The organism is Nitratireductor lacus (genome assembly GCF_056431025.1).
On sequence record NZ_JBWKMB010000007.1, the window covers coordinates 142,888 to 160,233 of the forward strand.

Sequence of the window (17,346 nt, forward strand, 5' to 3'; positions counted from 1 at the left end):
CTACTGCTCGCGTATCGAGGCAACGTCCTCGACCGTGACCGCCTTTGCCCGCCCTCCCCAGCGCGCCCGCATCCATGTCGCCAGTTCGGCCGCCGCCCGATCGTCCAGTCTATCGGCAAAGCTCGGCATCGGCTCCATCCGCTCGAGCCCGGGGAAGTCTTGCGCGGGTATTCCATGAAGGACGGCGTGAAGGAAATTGCGCGGGCTCGCCAGCCGTAGCGATATGTTGGTCGCAAGCGGGACGACGACATGCGGAATGCCCTGGCCCTCGACGCCATGGCATCCCGAGCACAGGTTGAGAAAGGTATCGCGGCCCGAAGTTGCCGTCTGCGCGGGAACTTCTACCGGCGCCGGCGCTGGCGTTTCGTCCTCCGAGGTCTCGTCGGTATCGAAGAGATAAGCGACCATTGCGGCCAGATCGTCGTCGCGCATGTACTGGGTGGAGTAGTGCACCACCTCGAACATCTGCCCGGTCATCGCCCCTTGCGCGGACAGACCTGTCTTCATGAAACGGGCAAGAGACGGCGCGTCGAAACCCATCGTTTCAAGCCCGGCCCTGGTGATATCCGGCGCTTCCACACCTTCGAGCACCGCACCCTCGAGATAGGCGCTGCGTTCCATGCCCTGGAGAAGATTGCGCGGCGTGTGGCATTCGCCGCAATGGGCGAGCGCATCGACGATATAATGACCGCGATTCCACTGGTCGGATTTTTCCTCCACTGTCTGAAACGTCTCGTCCGGGTGGTTGAGGAGGTTCCAAAACGTTAGCAACCGGCGGATATTGAAGGGGAAAGCGAGCGCGTTGTCCTTGTTGGCCACCGGCATAGGAGCGCGGGTCATCAGATAGGCATAGACCGCGTCGACGTCCTCCGGTTTCATCTTGCGATAGGAGACGTAAGGCATGGCTGGGTAGAGATGCATGCCGCCCTCACCTACGCCATCGCGGACGGCGCGGTGGAACTCGGCGCGCGTCCAGTCGCCGATGCCATGTTCCTTGTCTGGTGAAATATTGGTTGCATGGATGGTGCCGAAGGGCGTTTCGAACGCCAGGCCGCCGGCCCAGGGCGCGCCGCCTGGCGCGGTGTGGCAGGCGTAGCAATCGGCGGCTTTGGCGACATAGGCGCCGCGTTCGGCGAGCGAGGCCATCTCGCTGTCGGAAAGGGGTTCGTCCACATCGCGCGCAACGACGCTGGTCTGAAACGCGCCGAAGAATATGGCGGACGCGGCCACCGCGCACAAAAAGGCCAGGCCGGCCACACCCAGGAAGACGGAGCGCCAGGTCATGTCCGATCCTCCATCAGCCGATAACCAGACCCGGCGTTCTTAGAACGACATCGCGCACAGCCTCGAAATAGCGAACATAGCCCGTGCAACGGCAGATGTGCCTGTCGAGCGCTTCGGTGATGACATCCTCAAGTTGCTCGCGTGCCACCGGCTCGCGCCGCAGCCGGTCGATCAGCACTGTAGCGCCAATAACGAAGCCGGGGGTGCAATAACCGCATTGAAACGAGAAGTGCTCGATGAATGCCTTCTGTACCGGGGAAAGCATGGCGATGGCTCCTTTTTCGTCGCGCTCGGCGATGCCTTCGACAGTGCGCACATGGCGGCCATCGAACCAGTGTGCGCCGGTGATGCAGGTGCGCCTTTCGTCCAACGTTCCATCCTCATGTTCCACGGCAATGGTGCAGGCATGGCAGATGCCCTGGCCGCAGCCCAGCCGGGCGCCGGTCAGATTCAAATATTCATGCAAGAAGTCCTGCATCATCATGCCCTCGGGCACATCGATCGGCCCAACCGTCTTGCCATTGACGGTGAGCGACAGCGGCTTCGTCGAAAGGCTCATGATAGGGCCTCCAATATCTTCTCCGGCGTTATCGGCAGTTCGTAGAAACGTTTTCCGGTCGCGTGGGCAATGGCGTTGGCGAGCGCCGGCACGACGGCGATCATGACGACCTCGGCGATGCCCTTGGGCGCATCGGTCTCCGACAAAGGTTCGAGAATCTCGGATGTCTGGGTCCACACGGCCACATCCTTCGAGCGCGGAAGCTGGTAGCGGTTCCAGTTCCAGGTTCCGTTGCCCGGCCCGTCCTCGTAGAGTGGGAGGTATTCCTTAAGCGCATGCCCGATGCCCATGGCCAGGCCGCCCTGGAGTTGGCCGGAGACGAGCGGCGGAACGACCTGGCGACCGCATTCCATAATCGAATGATGGGTGAGCAGTTCCACCTTGCCACTCGCCATGTCGACAGCGACCTCGGCCAGCGTGGCCACCGGAGCGTAGTAGGTAACGCCAGCATTGTTGCGCTGGGTCGGTGGGTAGTAGACGGTGGCGCGCTCGACGAAGTGCCAACCGGCGTTGGACATCAGCGCCTTCTGTGCCTCAGGTGCGTTGCGTCCGTACTTGACCGCCAGTGCATCGACGGTGCGGCGTACATGGCCGTAACCGGGGATGTCGAATTCCGCTTCCGTCCACTGCCACCGATTGAAAGTGTGCACCGTGACACCCGTGATGAGCCCCATGTCATGGGCCTCTGCGGCAACTTGTTCAAACGTCAGCGGTGGCATGCCACCTGCGTTGACCATGCCGTCGGCAAGGCGCAGGTCCTCGCGCCGCACATCGTAGGGCGCGAGCGCGCCGCCGCCCGCGCCGCGCGACCAGAGCGCGCGCGCCGCCGGCCAGATGGCGAAGTCGAGCAAGGCGCGAGCCGCCTCCCGGGTGGCATGACCGAGATAATAGACGCTGTTGGTCGCGCTCATGGGGGAAGTGAAGCGCGGTGTCCAGCGCGGATTCTGCTTGCGCCGGTCTTCTTCCTCCTGGCTCAGCGTATAAGGTTCGTCCGTTGTCTCCAGCGGCATCTGTGGCCATCTTGTGACACCGAATTCGGTCTCGTCGGGAACGCGGCCGAGAATATCGCCGACCATGATCGCCTGGGATGTGGTCACGCCCGGTCCCATCTCATGCGCGACGTGACGCAGCGCGATCCGCCCTCGCGGGTCGAACTCCAGTGAGACCACGGCGGCCTCGGCGCCGGTGCCGTAGTCTTTCTGCACATGGCCGTAGCCGACGCCATATTTGCGGCCGGGATTCTGGGCCTCGTAGGCCTTCTTCCTCTCGTGTCGTTCGGCCCAGAGCGGATGCGCCTTCGCCTTGAGCAGGATTTCCTCATTGCGCATCGCGCCGCCGGGCACCGCACCTTGCGTATTCTTCATGCCCGATTTGAAGACATTGGCGAGCCTGAGGTCGATAGCGTCCATGCCGAGAAGCTCGGCCGCCTCATCCACCATCATTTCGGTGGCCGACATGGTCTGCAGGGTGCCATAGCCGCGCGTCGACCCCGCTTCCACAGCGCGCGAGGAAAAGGCCACGGCGGAAAAGTCGCTGCTTGGCAGATAGTAGATCGACTGCGCCGCCGTCGCTCCGACAAAGGCGACCGAGGAAGAAAAGTTGGCGCGCCCGCCGCCATCGCATCGCGAATGCCCGGTCATCGCCTGAAAGGCGCCCGTCTCGCGGTCAATCAGCAGCGTGTTGTCCATCCAGAACGCGTGGCGCTTCAAGCCCATCTGGAATTGTTCGTAGCGGTTGTTGGCTAGTCGCACCGGCCGACCGTCGCCATAAAGGGCGGCCACGACGGCGAAGAAGGGAAAGATCGCGTGATCCTTGGTGCCGTAGCCGACCGTGTAGCCGATCTTGAGGTCGATCGCGTTCAGCGGAAACTTCGACTTCGAGACCAGTTCTGCCGAGACCTCGGCCACTTCGTAGGGTGATTGCGTGGCTACCATCAGATGCAGGGCGCCGCTTTCCCGGTCGTACCAGACGTTGCCATTGTCCGCCTCCATGGCGGACGCATCGATAGACTGAGAAAAGTAGCTGCGCTTCAGGACGAGCGCGTCCTCGCCCGCGTCCTCGATCTGCCGTTCGATCCCAGCCGCCGCAGCCATGCCGCGCGCGCTGGCATCCTTGTCGCCGACGGCAGGCCATTTCACGGTCTCGCCGGAAAAACTGCCGTAGATCACCGCATCCTTCAGCGGCGCATATCGGTCTTCGGCCATCGGCGTGTCGCCGCCGACGCGCACATAGCGCGCGGCCCCGTAGGGAGCGGGCGAATTGTATGGTGTCTGATCGCCATAAAGCACAACACTATCGTTGAAGCGGACGGTCCGCTTAGCGGCGTCAAAACGGGCAAAATCATGGTAAATTAGGATCGCAACGGGCTGACCGAGCAAACGCGGCGTCTGGCCCTTTGGAACCAAGAAGACGTCGCCGAAAAAATCGGGGCTGGGCACAGCAATACCATCGTCCACGAGATCCTCGTGCAGCACCAGGTGATCGGGCTGCAGGTCGTTGCCGAGTACGGCAAGATCGATTCCCTCAAAGCGGCGATCCGCCTTGGTGGCATGGATCATGAAGGCGTGCGACTGCTCCCGTGGCCAGCCCTCCAGATTCTGCGCACGATAGTCGCGGGAGAAGGTCTTTTCGCCGGTTACCTTGGCAATGGCGTCCAGCCGGTATCGCGGTTGGCCGGTCGTATCCAGCCAGTCCGGCCCCGGCCGGAGCGCTGTTTCGACGAGACGGGCCTGCGCCGGTCGGGAAAGAAATGAAACATTGATCGCAATGCCTGCGGCCACGCCTGATCGAAGGAAGTTTCTCCGGTTCATGCGCTGAGCCATAGCCTCCCCCGTAGATCTATAAATAAACACTACGAAAGACAAAGTATCTGAAACCCCATATTATACAACCCGAGAATGGATATGGTGGCACAATGTGGAGGCTGTTCTGTTTGCAGAGCCTAACTCTGGTTAATGTTTCATTCCGATCTCTTGCAGCTGTCTCAAAAGAACTTCTACCAACCGCACTTGAGGTAATTTCGATGGCGTAGGAAAACGGATTACGAGTTGACCTGCCACCACCGACCTTTCGCCGGTTAGACTCAGCCCATACACTTCGAAATCTGATGGTGTTGCCTTCGCCCTTGGGGGGCAGGAGAACCGATCACGATACGCGGGCCTTTAACCCTGCTCGGAGTGTATTCGATGCTTCGGTAGAAATCAGACCGCATTGTCGGAGTAGGCTACCCCTGAATATGCAATGACAAGCTCATTGAACCCGCCGAATTGTGAATACCGGTGAACTTCAGAGCCGATGCCACTCACGGATACCCGTGCGGGAACACCGCTCTCCTGCTAACTTGAACGATCGTCGATCAGTTTGTTTGGCTTGGCGAGAGCTGTTAGGCCGTCCAGATCGGAAAGCTCTATGCGCGTGCCATCGACCTGCACGCCATAGGGCTTCAACGAATTAAAGGCACGAGACAGGTTTTCCGGCGTCATTCCCAGAAGCGAGGCAAGGGTGCGTTTGTCATAGGGTAGCTCAAGTGTCCCGTTTGCGCCCTGGTCCTGGTGATATCGCAGGAGGCGATTGGCCAGCCGCTCTATCGCGCTGCGCAGTTTCAGGTCCTTGTGTTCCTTGACGACGGAGCGGTAGCAATTGGCCAGTTCCACAACAATGGCACGGGCGAAGGCCTCATCCGCCTCGAACGCTGCACGAACATTTTCGGCCGGGATCATCAGCACCTTTGATTTCTGACAGGTCCGCGCCGACATCAGATAGGCTGCATCCTTCAAAACCGCAGCCAGTATGAAAGTGCCGATTGGGTTGACCATTCCCATCGTTGCTTCGCGTCCATTGGACCGGGCGAAGAGTTCGACCCCTCCCTCCGTAACAACATAGAGAAAATCAGCAGGATCGCCTTCGCGGATCAGTTCCAGTTGTGCGGGGAAGGTCTGATGATAGGCAGCCTGCATCAGCGCTTCGAACGCCGTGTCCGACATGCTCCTGAAAAGGCCTAGTGCCCTGATCTCTGGAATGTCCGACGGCCGCATCGAGCCTCCTTGATAATTATCAATCAGCGAATTGATAAATTCCAATTTCGCATTTACAGCGCGCAGGCGTCAAACTTGATGAACGCACGTCAGTTGCCGAAAGATTTCCGGCAGCGACTTATTTCTCATCCTGAGCCCCGGCAGTTTGATCTGCATCAAACTGCCTGAAGGGAATGCCCTCAAACTCGCCCCGTTACAGCCATCAGAGCGGCCCGTCCGCCTGTGAGGAAAGGGCGAACATATGAGTTCCCTCAGAGCGGTCACCTCCCGACAGCAAAACACAATTCTTGGCATGAGCACACTGGCTTTCACGGTGTGCTTTGCCGTGTGGACCATCTTCTCAATTATTGGCGTGCAGATCAAAGCGGACCTTGGCCTGACCGACACGCAGTTCGGTCTGCTTGCCGGCACGCCGATCCTGACCGGCTCCCTGTCCCGTATCTTCCTGGGAATCTGGACGGATCAGTATGGCGGACGCATCGTCTATGTCCTGACGATGCTGGCGGCCGCCGCCGCCACGTTCGCGCTCTCCTACGCCACGACTTACGAGACAATGCTGCTGGCGGCATTGGGCGTCGGTCTTGCGGGCGGCTCGTTTGCCGTTGGCGTGGCCTATGTGTCGAAATGGTATCCGAAGGAAAAGCAGGGCACGGCGCTCGGCATTTTCGGCGCCGGCAATGTGGGTGCGGCGGTCACCAAATTCGTCGCACCCTTCGTCATGGTGGCCTTTGGCTGGACCATGGTTGCCCAGGTCTGGGCCGCCGCTCTGGTCGCCATGGCCATCGTGTTCTGGCTGACCACCGAGGATGACCCGGATCTGAAGGCCAGGCGTGCCGCCGGCGCAAAGGCGCGCGGCACCTTCATGCAGCTTGAACCGCTCAAGAACCTGCAGGTCTGGCGCTTCTCGATCTACTATTTCTTCGTGTTCGGCGGCTTCGTCGCGCTCGCGCTGTGGCTGCCGCGCTATCTGGTCGGCGTCTATGAACTCGACATCAAGACGGCCGGCATGATCGCCGCCTTCTACTCGATCCCGGCCTCCATCTTCCGTGCCTATGGCGGACATCTCTCCGACCGGTATGGCGCGCGCCGCATCATGTACTGGACCTTCGGCGTGGCGCTGGTGACGACCTTCATGCTGTCCTATCCGGACACGGATTACACCATCCACGGCATTCGCGGGCCGATCACCTTCTCGACCAGCCTGAGCCTGGTGCCCTTCATCCTGCTGATCTTCGTGCTGGGCTTCTTCATGTCGCTCGGCAAGGCGGCGGTCTACAAGCACATTCCCGTCTACTATCCGGGTCATGTGGGGTCTGTCGGCGGTCTCGTCGGCATGATCGGCGGCCTTGGCGGTTTCGTCCTGCCGATCACCTTCGGCGTTCTGCTCGACATGACGGGCGTCTGGACAACCTGCTTCATGCTCCTTTTCGGCATCGTCGCGGTGTCGCTCGTCTGGATGCATTTCTCGATCCGTCAGATGGAGAAGACGGCGCTGTCGCGTGAACTCGGCGCGCTGCCCGAACTGCCGGAAATGCAGCCGATCCATGAGAAAGACAAGCATGCCGGCTTGGCCGGCGTGATCGAAGACTGGCGTCCCGACGACGAAACCTTCTGGAACGAGAAGGGCAGGGCCATCGCACGGCGCAATCTCTGGATCTCCATTCCCGCGCTGCTTCTGGCCTTCTCGGTCTGGATGGTCTGGTCGGTGGTGGTGGCCAAGCTGCCTAGCATCGGCTTCGACTACACGACCGATCAGCTGTTCTGGCTGGCGGCTCTGCCGGGGCTTTCGGGCGCAACGCTGCGCATCTTCTACTCCTTCATGGTGCCGATCTTCGGCGGGCGCTTATGGACGACTTTGTCGACCGCCTCGCTCCTGATCCCGGCCTTCGGCATCGGCTATGCGGTGCAGAACCCCGAAACGCCTTACCTCATCTTCCTAGTCCTGGCGCTCCTGTGCGGTCTCGGCGGCGGCAACTTCGCCTCCTCGATGGCCAACATCTCCTACTTCTTCCCGAAGTCGGAGAAGGGCAATGCGCTTGCGCTCAATGCAGGGCTTGGAAATCTCGGCGTCAGCGTCATGCAGTTCCTGGTGCCGGTGGTGATCTCGACAGGCGCATTCGCCTTCGCGGTCGGTGACGGCCAGATGGCCAGCGATGGCTCCATGCTGTGGCTCCAGAATGCGGGCTTCATCTGGGTTCCGTTCCTGATCGTCTCGACCATCGCCGCCTGGCTCGGCATGAACGACATCGCCTCCGCGCGCGCTTCGTTCGCCGAACAGTCGATCATCTTCTCGCGCTTCCACAACTGGGTGATGTGCATTCTCTACACGGGCACGTTTGGCTCCTTCATCGGATATTCAGCCGGTTTCCCGCTCTTGATGAAAACGCAGTTCCCCGAGGTGAACGCACTTTCCTACGCCTTCCTCGGCCCATTGGTCGGCGCGCTCTCGCGGGCAGGCACCGGCTGGGTTTCCGACCGGTATGGCGGCGGACGCGTCACGCTGTGGACCTTTGCGGGCATGATCGTGGCGGTCTGGGGTGTGTTGCAGTTCCTGCCTCTGAACGGCACGGGCGGCAATTTCTGGGGCTTCTTCGCCTGCTTCATGGCCCTGTTCTTCCTGACGGGCGTGGGCAATGCGTCGACCTTCCAGATGATCCCCTCGATCATGCGGCTCGAGATCCCGCGGCTGATGCCTGAGCTCGACAAGGATGCTTCGGTCAGACAGGCCGAGCGCGAGTCGGCGGCCATCATCGCCTTCACCTCGGCCATCGCAGCCTATGGCGCCTTCTTCATCCCGAAGGCCTACGGCTCCTCGATCGCCATGTCCGGCGGGCCCGAAATGGCCCTGTGGGGTTTCCTGATCTTCTACGTGGTCTGCATGGGGCTCACCTACCTCTTCTACACGCGAAAAGGCGGGCTCCTGCATGCCGTTGAGCGGACCGGCAGCGCCCGGCCAGCCAGCACCGTGCCAGCAAGCTGAAAAGGACCAAGCGATGTCACATCTGTTAAACCGTCTCAACTTCCTGGCGCGGAAGAACACGGGAACCTTCTCCGACGGTCACGGCGTCACAACCAATGAAAGCCGTGACTGGGAGGACGCCTACCGCAAGCGCTGGCAGCACGACAAGATCGTGCGCTCCACCCATGGCGTGAACTGCACCGGCTCCTGCTCGTGGAAGATCTACGTGAAGGGCGGGATCGTCACCTGGGAAACGCAGCAGACCGACTATCCCCGCACGCGGCCCGATCTGCCCAACCATGAGCCGCGCGGCTGTTCGCGCGGCGCCAGCTACTCCTGGTACATGTACTCGGCCAACCGGGTGAAATATCCGCTGGTGCGCTCGCGGCTTCTGAAGCTGTGGCGGCGCGAACGCGCCGTGAAAACGCCCGTCGGCGCATGGGCGGCAATCCAGCAGGATCCGGCCAAGCGCGCCGAATACACGAAGGTGCGCGGCCTCGGCGGCTTCGTGCGGGCAGGCTGGGACGAGGTCAACGAGATCATCGCCGCAGCCAATGCCTATACGGCGCGCACCCATGGTCCCGACCGGGTGATCGGCTTCTCGCCGATCCCGGCCATGTCGATGGTCTCCTATGCGGCGGGTTCGCGCTATCTGTCGCTTCTGGGCGGCACCTGCATGTCGTTCTACGACTGGTATTGCGACCTGCCGCCGGCATCTCCCATGACATGGGGCGAGCAGACGGACGTGCCGGAATCGGCCGACTGGTACAATTCCAGCTTCCTCATCCTATGGGGTTCCAACGTGCCCCAGACCCGCACGCCGGACGCACATTTCTACACGGAAGTGCGCTACCGGGGCGCAAAGTCGGTGGTCGTGTCGCCGGATTATTCGGAAGCGGCCAAGTTCTCCGATATCTGGCTGCATCCCAAGCAAGGCACCGACGCGGCGCTCGCCATGGCCATGGGGCACGTCATCCTGCGCGAGTTCCACCTCGACCGGCAGGCGGAGTATTTTGAGGATTACTGCCGCCGCTACACCGACATGCCCATGCTGGTGCGGCTCGTCGAAAAGGACGGGCGTTATGTGCCCGACCGGCTGCTTCGCGCCTCCGATTTCCGGGGCAAGCTCGGCGAGAAGAACAATCCCGAATGGAAGACCGTCGCGATTGACCGCAAGTCGGGCAAGATCGTCGCGCCGGCAGGCTCCGTCGGCTTCCGCTGGGGCGAGAAGGGCAAGTGGAACCTGGAGAGCAAGGACGGCAGGGGCGAGGATGTCGAGCTCGAAATGAGCCTGATCCTCGACGCCGACCGCGATACGGTCGCCAATGTGGCGTTCCCCTATTTCGGCAATCGCGAGCACGATCATTTCGCCGGCACGGATCATGACAGCGTTCTGGAACGCGCCGTGCCCGCCAAGAAGGTCAAGCTCGCTTCCGGCGAGGCGCTGGTTGCAACCGTGTTCGACCTGTTCGTCGCCAATTACGGGCTCGACCGGGGGCTCGGCGACAATAGCTGCGCGAAATCCTATGACGATGACGCGCCCTATACGCCGGCCTGGGCCGAGAAGATAACCGGCGTGCCGCGTGATCACATCGTCACGGTCGCCCGTGAGTTCGCGCTCAATGCCGAAAAGACCAATGGCCGCTCCATGGTCATTCTCGGCGCGGGCCTGAACCACTGGTACCACATGGACATGAACTACCGGGGGATCATCAATCTCCTGGTCATGTGCGGCTGCGTCGGTCAGTCCGGCGGCGGCTGGAGCCATTATGTGGGACAGGAGAAACTGCGCCCGCAGACTGGCTGGCTGCCGCTCGCCTTCGGGCTCGACTGGGGCCGTCCACCCCGGCAGATGAACTCGACCTCCTTCTTCTACGCGCATACGGACCAGTGGCGCTATGAAACGCTCAAGGTGGACGAGATCCTGTCGCCGACCGCGCCGGAAGGCCCGTGGGACGGGACGCTGATCGACTACAACATCCGCGCCGAGCGCATGGGCTGGCTGCCATCGGCCCCGCAGCTGAAGACCAATCCGCTGGACGTTGCCAAGGCAGCGAGCGAGGCTGGTCAGGAGGCGAAGGATTACGTCGCGGCGCAGCTCAAGTCCGGCGATCTGCAGATGTCCTGCGAAGACCCCGACGATCCGGCCAACTGGCCGCGCAACCTCTTCGTCTGGCGCTCAAACCTGCTCGGCTCCTCGGGCAAGGGGCATGAGTATTTTCTGAAACATCTGCTTGGGACGGCGAATGGCGTCATGGGCAAGGATCTGGGCGAAGAAGGGCGGCAGAGGGCGCGCGAGGCCGTCTGGCACGAGACCGCGCCTGAAGGAAAGCTCGACCTCCTGGTCACGCTCGACTTCCGCATGTCGACCACCTGCGTCTATTCCGACATCGTTCTGCCGACGGCCACCTGGTACGAGAAGAACGATCTCAACACGTCCGACATGCATCCCTTCATCCACCCGCTTTCAAGTGCGGCGGACCCGGCCTGGGAGGCGCGCAGCGACTGGGACATCTTCAAGGGCATTGCCAGGAAATTCTCCGAAGTCGCGCCCGAGGTGCTGGGCGTGGAGAAGGACGTGGTTCTGGTCCCCATTCTTCACGACACGCCGGGCGAACTTGCCCAGCCCTTCGAGGTGGAGGACTGGAAGACCGGTAAGGTGGAGCCTGTTCCGGGAAAGACCATGCCGGCAGTCGCCGTGGTCGAGCGCGATTACCCGAACCTCTACAAGCGTTTCACCGCGCTCGGGCCGCTCATGGACAAGCTCGGCAATGGCGGCAAGGGCATTTCGTGGAACACCGAGCACGAAGTGGAGGCCCTTGGCCGTCTCAACGGCGTCGTGACGGAGGAGGGCGCAACGAAGGGGCGTCCGCGCATCGAGAGCGACATCGATGCGACCGAGGTGATCCTCATGCTTGCGCCGGAAACCAATGGCGAGGTGGCCGTGAAGGCCTGGGATGCGCTGTCCCAGAACACGGGCCGCGACCACAGGCATCTGGCACAGCCCAAGGAAGACGAAAAAATCCGCTTCCGCGATGTGGTGGCGCAACCGCGCAAGATTATCTCCTCGCCGACCTGGTCGGGGCTTGAATCGGAGAAGGTCTGCTACAATGCCGGCTACACCAATGTGCATGAGCTGATCCCCTGGCGCACCATCACCGGCCGTCAGCAGCTCTATCAGGACCATTTGTGGATGCGCGCCTTTGGCGAGGCGTTCTGCGTCTACCGGCCGCCCATCGACACCAAGTCGATCAATCCGATGATCGCGGAGAAGTCTAAGGGCAAACCTTCGGTGGTCTTGAACTTCATCACGCCGCACCAGAAATGGGGCATCCACTCCACCTATTCCGACAATCTCCTGATGCTGACGCTCAATCGTGGCGGTCCGGTCGTGTGGATTTCGGAGGAAGACGCGAAGACGGCAGGTCTGGTCGACAATGACTGGGTGGAGGTCTTCAACGTCAACGGCGCGATCGTGGCGCGTGTCGTGGTCTCCCAGCGCATGAAGCAGGGAACGGTCTACATGTATCACGCGCAGGAAAAGATCGTGAACACGCCGGGATCGCAGATCACCGGCCAGCGCGGTGGCATCCACAATTCGGTGACCCGCGCCATCACCAAGCCGACGCACATGATCGGCGGCTACGCGCACCAGGCCTACGGCTTCAACTATTACGGCACCGTCGGCTCCAACCGCGACGAGTTCGTCGTGGTGCACAAGATGGAGGACGTGGACTGGATGGAAGGGCCTTACCGCGAAACCGGTGAAAAGAAGGAGGCGGCAGAATGAAAGTCCGCGCGCAAATCGGCATGGTGCTGAACCTCGACAAGTGCATCGGGTGCCACACCTGCTCCGTCACCTGCAAGAATGTCTGGACGAACCGCGAGGGCGTTGAATACGCCTGGTTCAACAACGTCGAGACCAAGCCCGGCATCGGCTATCCGAAGGACTGGGAAAACCAGAAGCGCTGGAATGGCGGCTGGGTGCGCAGGGCCAATGGCCGCATCGAGCCCAAACAAGGCGCGAAATGGCGCATCCTGGCAAAGCTCTTCGCCAATCCGGACCTGCCGGAGATCGACGACTATTACGAGCCGTTCGACTTCGACTACAGCCACCTTCAGACGGCGAAGGAAAGCCAGACCTCGCCCACTGCCCGCCCGCGTTCACAGATCTCGGGCGAGCGGATGGAAAAGATCGAATGGGGGCCGAACTGGGAGGAAATCCTGGGCGGCGAGTTCGCCAAGCGGTCGAAGGACTACAATTTCGAAGGCGTCGAGAAAGAGATCTACGGCGAGTTCGAAAACACCTTCATGATGTATCTGCCGCGCCTGTGCGAACACTGTCTGAACCCGACCTGCGTGGCCTCGTGCCCGTCGGGCGCCATCTACAAGCGCGAGGATGACGGCATCGTCCTGATCGATCAGGACAAATGCCGTGGCTGGCGCATGTGCGTCTCGGGCTGCCCGTACAAGAAGATCTATTACAACTGGTCTTCGGGCAAATCCGAGAAATGCGTGTTCTGCTATCCGCGCATCGAGGCTGGCCAGCCCACGGTCTGCTCGGAAACCTGCGTCGGGCGCATCCGCTATCTGGGCGTGGTGCTCTACGATGCCGACCGCATCGCCGAGGCCGCATCCGCTCCCAACGAGCAGGACCTCTACGAAGAGCAGCTCAAAGTGTTCCTCGACCCCAATGATCCGGAGGTCATCGCCCGGGCGAAGAAGGACGGCGTTCCGGATGCCTGGCTTGAGGCCGCACGCAAATCGCCGGTCTGGAAAATGGCGATGGAATGGAAGGTGGCGTTCCCGCTTCACCCGGAATATCGCACGCTTCCAATGGTCTGGTATGTGCCGCCGCTCTCGCCACTCCAGTCTGCGGCCGAAGCCGGCAAGATCGGCCTCGACGGCGACATGCCGGACGTGCGCTCGCTGCGCATTCCCGTCCGCTATCTCGCCAATCTTCTGACGGGCGGCAAGGAAGCGCCGGTCGTCTCCGCGCTCGAACGCATGCTCGCCATGCGGACATATATGCGCGCCAGGACGGTCGATGGCGTCATCGACGAGGCCGTTGCCGGCAAGGTCGGCATGAGCAACGAGATGATCGAGGAAATGTACCACGTTATGGCCATTGCCAATTACGAGGACCGCTTCGTCATTCCCACCAGCCATCGTGAAATCTCGGAAGACGCATATGACGTGCGCGGCTCCTGCGGTTTCACCTTCGGCAATGGCTGCTCGGGAGAAGACACGGGCACGGATCTGTTCGGCGGCAAGCGCACCCGCACGGTGCAGACGCCGGTTGGTAAACTTTCGGAGGGCGTGTGATGCAAACCGCACTGAAAATCATTTCCCTGCTTCTGTCCTATCCGAGCGCGGACCTGCAGGCGGCCACGCAGGACGTGAAAGCCTCCATCGCCGGCGCAGACGGGATCACCGGGACCCAGAAGCGCCTGCTGGAGCGGCTGGCCGACGATATCGGCGGGCTCGACCTCTACGACGCACAGGAGCGCTATGTGTTCCTGTTCGACCGCACGCGTTCGCTGTCGCTTCATCTGTTCGAGCATGTCCATGGCGAGAGCCGGGATCGCGGTCAGGCCATGGTCGACCTGCTCGCCATGTATGAGGCGGACGGCCTGTCGATCGACGCCAAGGAGATGCCGGACTATCTGCCGCTCTTCCTCGAATATCTGTCGATCAAGCCGGACGCGGAAGCAGCCGAACTCCTCGGCCAGACGGGCCATATCCTGAAAGTCCTGCGCGAGCGACTGAAGAAGCGCCAGTCGGTCTATGCCAATGCATTCGCGGTTCTTGAGGCGCTCGCCTCGGGGGAAGCGGACCCGAAACTGGTGCGTGAGCTCCTGGAGACGCCCGAAGACGATCCGGCCGATCTCGAAGCGCTCGACCGTATCTGGGAGGAGGAGGCCGTAACGTTTGCCGGCAATGCCGGTGAGAAAGCCTGCGGTCCCGACCGTCTGCAACGCCAGATGCGCGCCCATCAACGCCGGCCGGACGCTCCTGCGCCGGCATCCAATCTCTGAGTGGAGGCCGTCATGTCAGGCTATATCAACACACTCCTGTTCGGGATCTATCCCTATATCGCGCTGGTCGTGCTCATTCTGGGCACCGCCATTCGCTACGACCGCGAGCAGTATGGCTGGCGTTCGGGCTCGTCTCAGCTCCTCAGGCGGCGGCAGCTCATCTGGGGATCGGTGTTTTTCCATGTGGGCGTTCTGGTGATCTTTTTCGGCCATCTGGTCGGTCTGCTCACCCCCATCGCCATATTCGATGCACTCGGCATCAGCCATGGGGCAAAGCAGCTTCTGGCCATCGTCGCCGGTGGCGTGGCGGGCGTGATGGCGATCATCGGCGCAAGCCTGCTCGTCCATCGCCGTCTGTTCGATGCGCGGGTGCGGGCGAACTCCAGCACCACCGACACGCTGATCATCATCCTGTTGTGGATCCAGCTGGCGCTGGGCCTCATGACCATCCCGGTGTCGATGCAGCATCTCGACGGCGAGGAGATGGTGAAGTTCATGTCCTGGGCGCAGGGCATCTTCACCTTCAACTTTGAGGCTTCCAGCCACATTCTGGAAGTATCGTTCATTTTCAAGGCGCACCTCTTCCTTGGCCTGACGATCCTCCTCCTGTTCCCGTTCACCCGCCTCGTGCACATGCTGAGCGTGCCGCTCGGCTTCTTCTGGCGGCCCGGCTACCAGGTCGTGCGCGAACGCAATCACCGGGCGCAGCCAACGCGCCTTCCGGCAGCGGAGTAGAACCATGGCGACGATCTACAAGAACCCCAAACTCGATCATCCGGCGGCGGCTCCGTCGCCGGACGGGCAGGGCTACACCACCTATCAGGAGCCCGACACGCGGGTTCCGCCCAAGCCCCTGCCGCTCTTCCGCGCCATCACGGTCGATGGCGTGCCGGTGCCCGAAGACGAGATACTGCGGGAGGCGCAGAACCATCCGGCAGACAATCCCGGAAAGGCGCTGCGCGCCGCTGCCGAAGCGCTGGTGATCCGTCAGCTCCTTCTGGGCGAAGCGACAAGGCGCGGGCTTGCGGGCGAGGGCGAACGCGACGAGAAGGGCCGGACCACCTCGGCCGACGATGCGGCCATCCATGCGCTGCTGGAGGCTGAACTCGACGTGCCCCGCGCCGGCGCGGAGGAGTGCCGGCGCTACTATGAGAACAACCGGCAGCGCTTCATGAGCGAGCCGCTGTTTGAAGCCCGCCACATCCTGATCGCCGCGCCTGAAAGCGACGATGAAAAACGCATCGCGGCGCATCGCCTCGCGCAGGAACTGTGCAATGCGCTGGCCTCCGATCCGTCGGCCTTTGCCGCGCTCGCCGCGATGCACTCGGCCTGCCCATCGGGCAGTCAGGGCGGCAATCTCGGGCAGCTTTCGCCCGGCAGCACCGTGCCCGAATTCGAGAAGGCGCTGGAGGGCATGACGGCAGGCGAGATCGCGCCGGGGCCGGTCGCCTCGCGCTTTGGCTATCACGTCATCGCGCTCGACCGTGTGGTTCCGGCGCGTGAACTTCCATTCGAACTCGTCGAGGACAGAATCGCCGCCTGGCTGGAAGCCCAGTCATGGTCGCGTGCTTCCGCGCAATACATCGCGATCCTCGCCGGAAAGGCGGATATTTCCGGCATTGAGATCGGCGCGGCGGACAGTCCTCTCATGCAGTAGCGGGGATGTCATGGAACATTTGGAGGAGAAACGCAGGCTGATGGTGGAGGCGCTGGAGGAGCGCCCGCCGGAGGCGCTGCTCAGCGAGCCGCTCGATTACATCTTTGCCGATCATTTTCGGCAGCGAATGCTCTGCAACCTGCTCGACGCGATGGTCTTGGATGGAGCGCGTGATGCGGTGCTTTCCGGGCAAATTCTGATGTTCATGCGCCTCGACTTCGGCCTTCATGTTCTGGACGAGGAGGAGGACCTCTTTCCGCTGCTTCTGAAACGGGCCTTGCCTGAAGATCGTATGGAAGACGTGATCCACGAGCTATGTGCCGAACATTCGTCTGACCGGCTTGATGCGGACGAGCTGTGTCGTGTGCTTGAAGTCCCCGAAAGCCGCGGGGGGCGATGGAAGAGGCTGTTCACACGCTTCGCCGCAAATGAGCGGCGTCATCTGATCGTTGAAAACGCCATCGTCATGCCGATGGCGCGGATTCGACTGCAACCCGGCGATCTGACGTTGATCGGTCAGCGCATGGCCGAGCGGCGTGGGATTGTTCATGCGCGTGACCCGCAATGATCATGCAACAAAAAACTGTTGGTAAAGCACATGGCTGAGGCAGCACTGTTCCTTTCCTGTCCCTGCGAAAACCCTGACGGCGGGATGCTGGGTGTCGAGGACGCTCTGGTGCGTCTATGCAACCTCGTCTCACCTCTCCATGGAACCGAGACAGTGAAGCTGTCACGGGGTGCAGGGCGCGTCGTCGCCAACGCGCTCCGTGCCAGGCCGATGGCGTGGCCGTGATTAAAGCGACGGTCGTAGATGT

At 61.7% G+C, this 17,346-nt stretch carries 12 protein-coding genes; 8 read left to right on the forward strand and 4 right to left on the reverse strand.

Annotated features, from left to right (window positions below; genetic code table 11):
* The 4 genes from AC07E3_RS08050 to AC07E3_RS08065 form a co-directional block, all read right to left on the reverse strand.
* The gene (locus AC07E3_RS08050; protein ID WP_478361062.1) at window positions 1-1,284 is read right to left on the reverse strand and encodes a cytochrome c; all 1,284 of its coding nucleotides are present in this window, start codon (window positions 1,282-1,284) and stop codon (window positions 1-3) included.
* Window positions 1,285-1,297: 13 nt separating this feature from the next.
* Window positions 1,298-1,843 carry a (2Fe-2S)-binding protein gene (locus AC07E3_RS08055; RefSeq protein WP_478361064.1) on the reverse strand — a complete coding sequence of 182 codons (546 nt, stop codon included), beginning with the start codon at window positions 1,841-1,843 and terminating at the stop codon, window positions 1,298-1,300.
* A complete protein-coding gene (locus tag AC07E3_RS08060; RefSeq protein WP_478361066.1) occupies window positions 1,840-4,653 on the reverse strand; it encodes a xanthine dehydrogenase family protein molybdopterin-binding subunit in 2,814 nt (937 codons plus the stop codon). The genes AC07E3_RS08055 and AC07E3_RS08060 overlap by 4 nt, the downstream gene beginning before the upstream one ends.
* Before the next feature lie 525 nt (window positions 4,654-5,178).
* Entirely contained in the window at window positions 5,179-5,877 is a 699-nt protein-coding gene (locus AC07E3_RS08065; RefSeq protein ID WP_336071117.1) for a cyclic nucleotide-binding domain-containing protein, read from the reverse strand.
* A 241-nt stretch (window positions 5,878-6,118) separates the two neighbouring features.
* Between AC07E3_RS08065 and AC07E3_RS08070 the strand changes: the two genes are divergently transcribed.
* The 8 genes from AC07E3_RS08070 to AC07E3_RS08105 are packed head-to-tail and all read left to right on the forward strand — an operon-like array spanning window position 6,119 to window position 17,324.
* Window positions 6,119-8,857 (forward strand): nitrate/nitrite transporter, encoded by a 2,739-nt coding sequence (locus AC07E3_RS08070; RefSeq protein ID WP_478361068.1) that lies wholly within the window; start codon window positions 6,119-6,121, stop codon window positions 8,855-8,857.
* Between the two features lie 13 nt (window positions 8,858-8,870).
* Window positions 8,871-12,626 (forward strand): nitrate reductase subunit alpha, encoded by a 3,756-nt coding sequence (locus AC07E3_RS08075; protein ID WP_478361070.1) that lies wholly within the window; start codon window positions 8,871-8,873, stop codon window positions 12,624-12,626.
* Window positions 12,623-14,161, forward strand: coding sequence for a nitrate reductase subunit beta (narH, locus tag AC07E3_RS08080; protein WP_478361072.1), 1,539 nt, complete (start codon window positions 12,623-12,625; stop codon window positions 14,159-14,161). The genes AC07E3_RS08075 and narH overlap by 4 nt, the downstream gene beginning before the upstream one ends.
* On the forward strand, window positions 14,161-14,874 hold the full coding sequence (gene narJ, locus AC07E3_RS08085) for a nitrate reductase molybdenum cofactor assembly chaperone (RefSeq protein WP_478361074.1): 714 nt from the start codon (window positions 14,161-14,163) through the stop codon (window positions 14,872-14,874). The genes narH and narJ overlap by 1 nt, the downstream gene beginning before the upstream one ends.
* Window positions 14,875-14,886: 12 nt before the next feature.
* Window positions 14,887-15,609, forward strand: a complete 723-nt coding sequence (gene narI, locus AC07E3_RS08090; RefSeq protein WP_322340241.1) for a respiratory nitrate reductase subunit gamma — start codon at window positions 14,887-14,889, stop codon at window positions 15,607-15,609.
* Window positions 15,610-15,613: 4 nt separating this feature from the next.
* Window positions 15,614-16,531 (forward strand): peptidylprolyl isomerase, encoded by a 918-nt coding sequence (locus AC07E3_RS08095; RefSeq protein ID WP_478361076.1) that lies wholly within the window; start codon window positions 15,614-15,616, stop codon window positions 16,529-16,531.
* 10 nt (window positions 16,532-16,541) lie between these two features.
* Window positions 16,542-17,099: a hemerythrin domain-containing protein gene (locus AC07E3_RS08100; protein WP_336071123.1), complete on the forward strand. Its 558-nt coding sequence runs from the start codon at window positions 16,542-16,544 to the stop codon at window positions 17,097-17,099.
* 30 nt (window positions 17,100-17,129) lie between these two features.
* Window positions 17,130-17,324, forward strand: coding sequence for a hypothetical protein (locus AC07E3_RS08105; RefSeq protein ID WP_478361078.1), 195 nt, complete (start codon window positions 17,130-17,132; stop codon window positions 17,322-17,324).
* Window positions 17,325-17,346 lie beyond the last annotated feature (22 nt).

What these genes read in the sequence shown, in the direction of transcription:
- AC07E3_RS08050 (WP_478361062.1), bottom strand. Translation starts at nt 1,284, where the DNA reads ATGACCTGGCGCTCCGTCTTCCTGGGTGTGGCCGGCCTGGCCTTTTTG.
- AC07E3_RS08055 (WP_478361064.1), bottom strand. Translation starts at nt 1,843, where the DNA reads ATGAGCCTTTCGACGAAGCCGCTGTCGCTCACCGTCAATGGCAAGACG.
- AC07E3_RS08060 (WP_478361066.1), bottom strand. Translation starts at nt 4,653, where the DNA reads ATGAACCGGAGAAACTTCCTTCGATCAGGCGTGGCCGCAGGCATTGCG.
- AC07E3_RS08065 (WP_336071117.1), bottom strand. Translation starts at nt 5,877, where the DNA reads ATGCGGCCGTCGGACATTCCAGAGATCAGGGCACTAGGCCTTTTCAGG.
- AC07E3_RS08070 (WP_478361068.1), top strand. Translation starts at nt 6,119, where the DNA reads ATGAGTTCCCTCAGAGCGGTCACCTCCCGACAGCAAAACACAATTCTT.
- AC07E3_RS08075 (WP_478361070.1), top strand. Translation starts at nt 8,871, where the DNA reads ATGTCACATCTGTTAAACCGTCTCAACTTCCTGGCGCGGAAGAACACG.
- narH (WP_478361072.1), top strand. Translation starts at nt 12,623, where the DNA reads ATGAAAGTCCGCGCGCAAATCGGCATGGTGCTGAACCTCGACAAGTGC.
- narJ (WP_478361074.1), top strand. Translation starts at nt 14,161, where the DNA reads ATGCAAACCGCACTGAAAATCATTTCCCTGCTTCTGTCCTATCCGAGC.
- narI (WP_322340241.1), top strand. Translation starts at nt 14,887, where the DNA reads ATGTCAGGCTATATCAACACACTCCTGTTCGGGATCTATCCCTATATC.
- AC07E3_RS08095 (WP_478361076.1), top strand. Translation starts at nt 15,614, where the DNA reads ATGGCGACGATCTACAAGAACCCCAAACTCGATCATCCGGCGGCGGCT.
- AC07E3_RS08100 (WP_336071123.1), top strand. Translation starts at nt 16,542, where the DNA reads ATGGAACATTTGGAGGAGAAACGCAGGCTGATGGTGGAGGCGCTGGAG.
- AC07E3_RS08105 (WP_478361078.1), top strand. Translation starts at nt 17,130, where the DNA reads ATGGCTGAGGCAGCACTGTTCCTTTCCTGTCCCTGCGAAAACCCTGAC.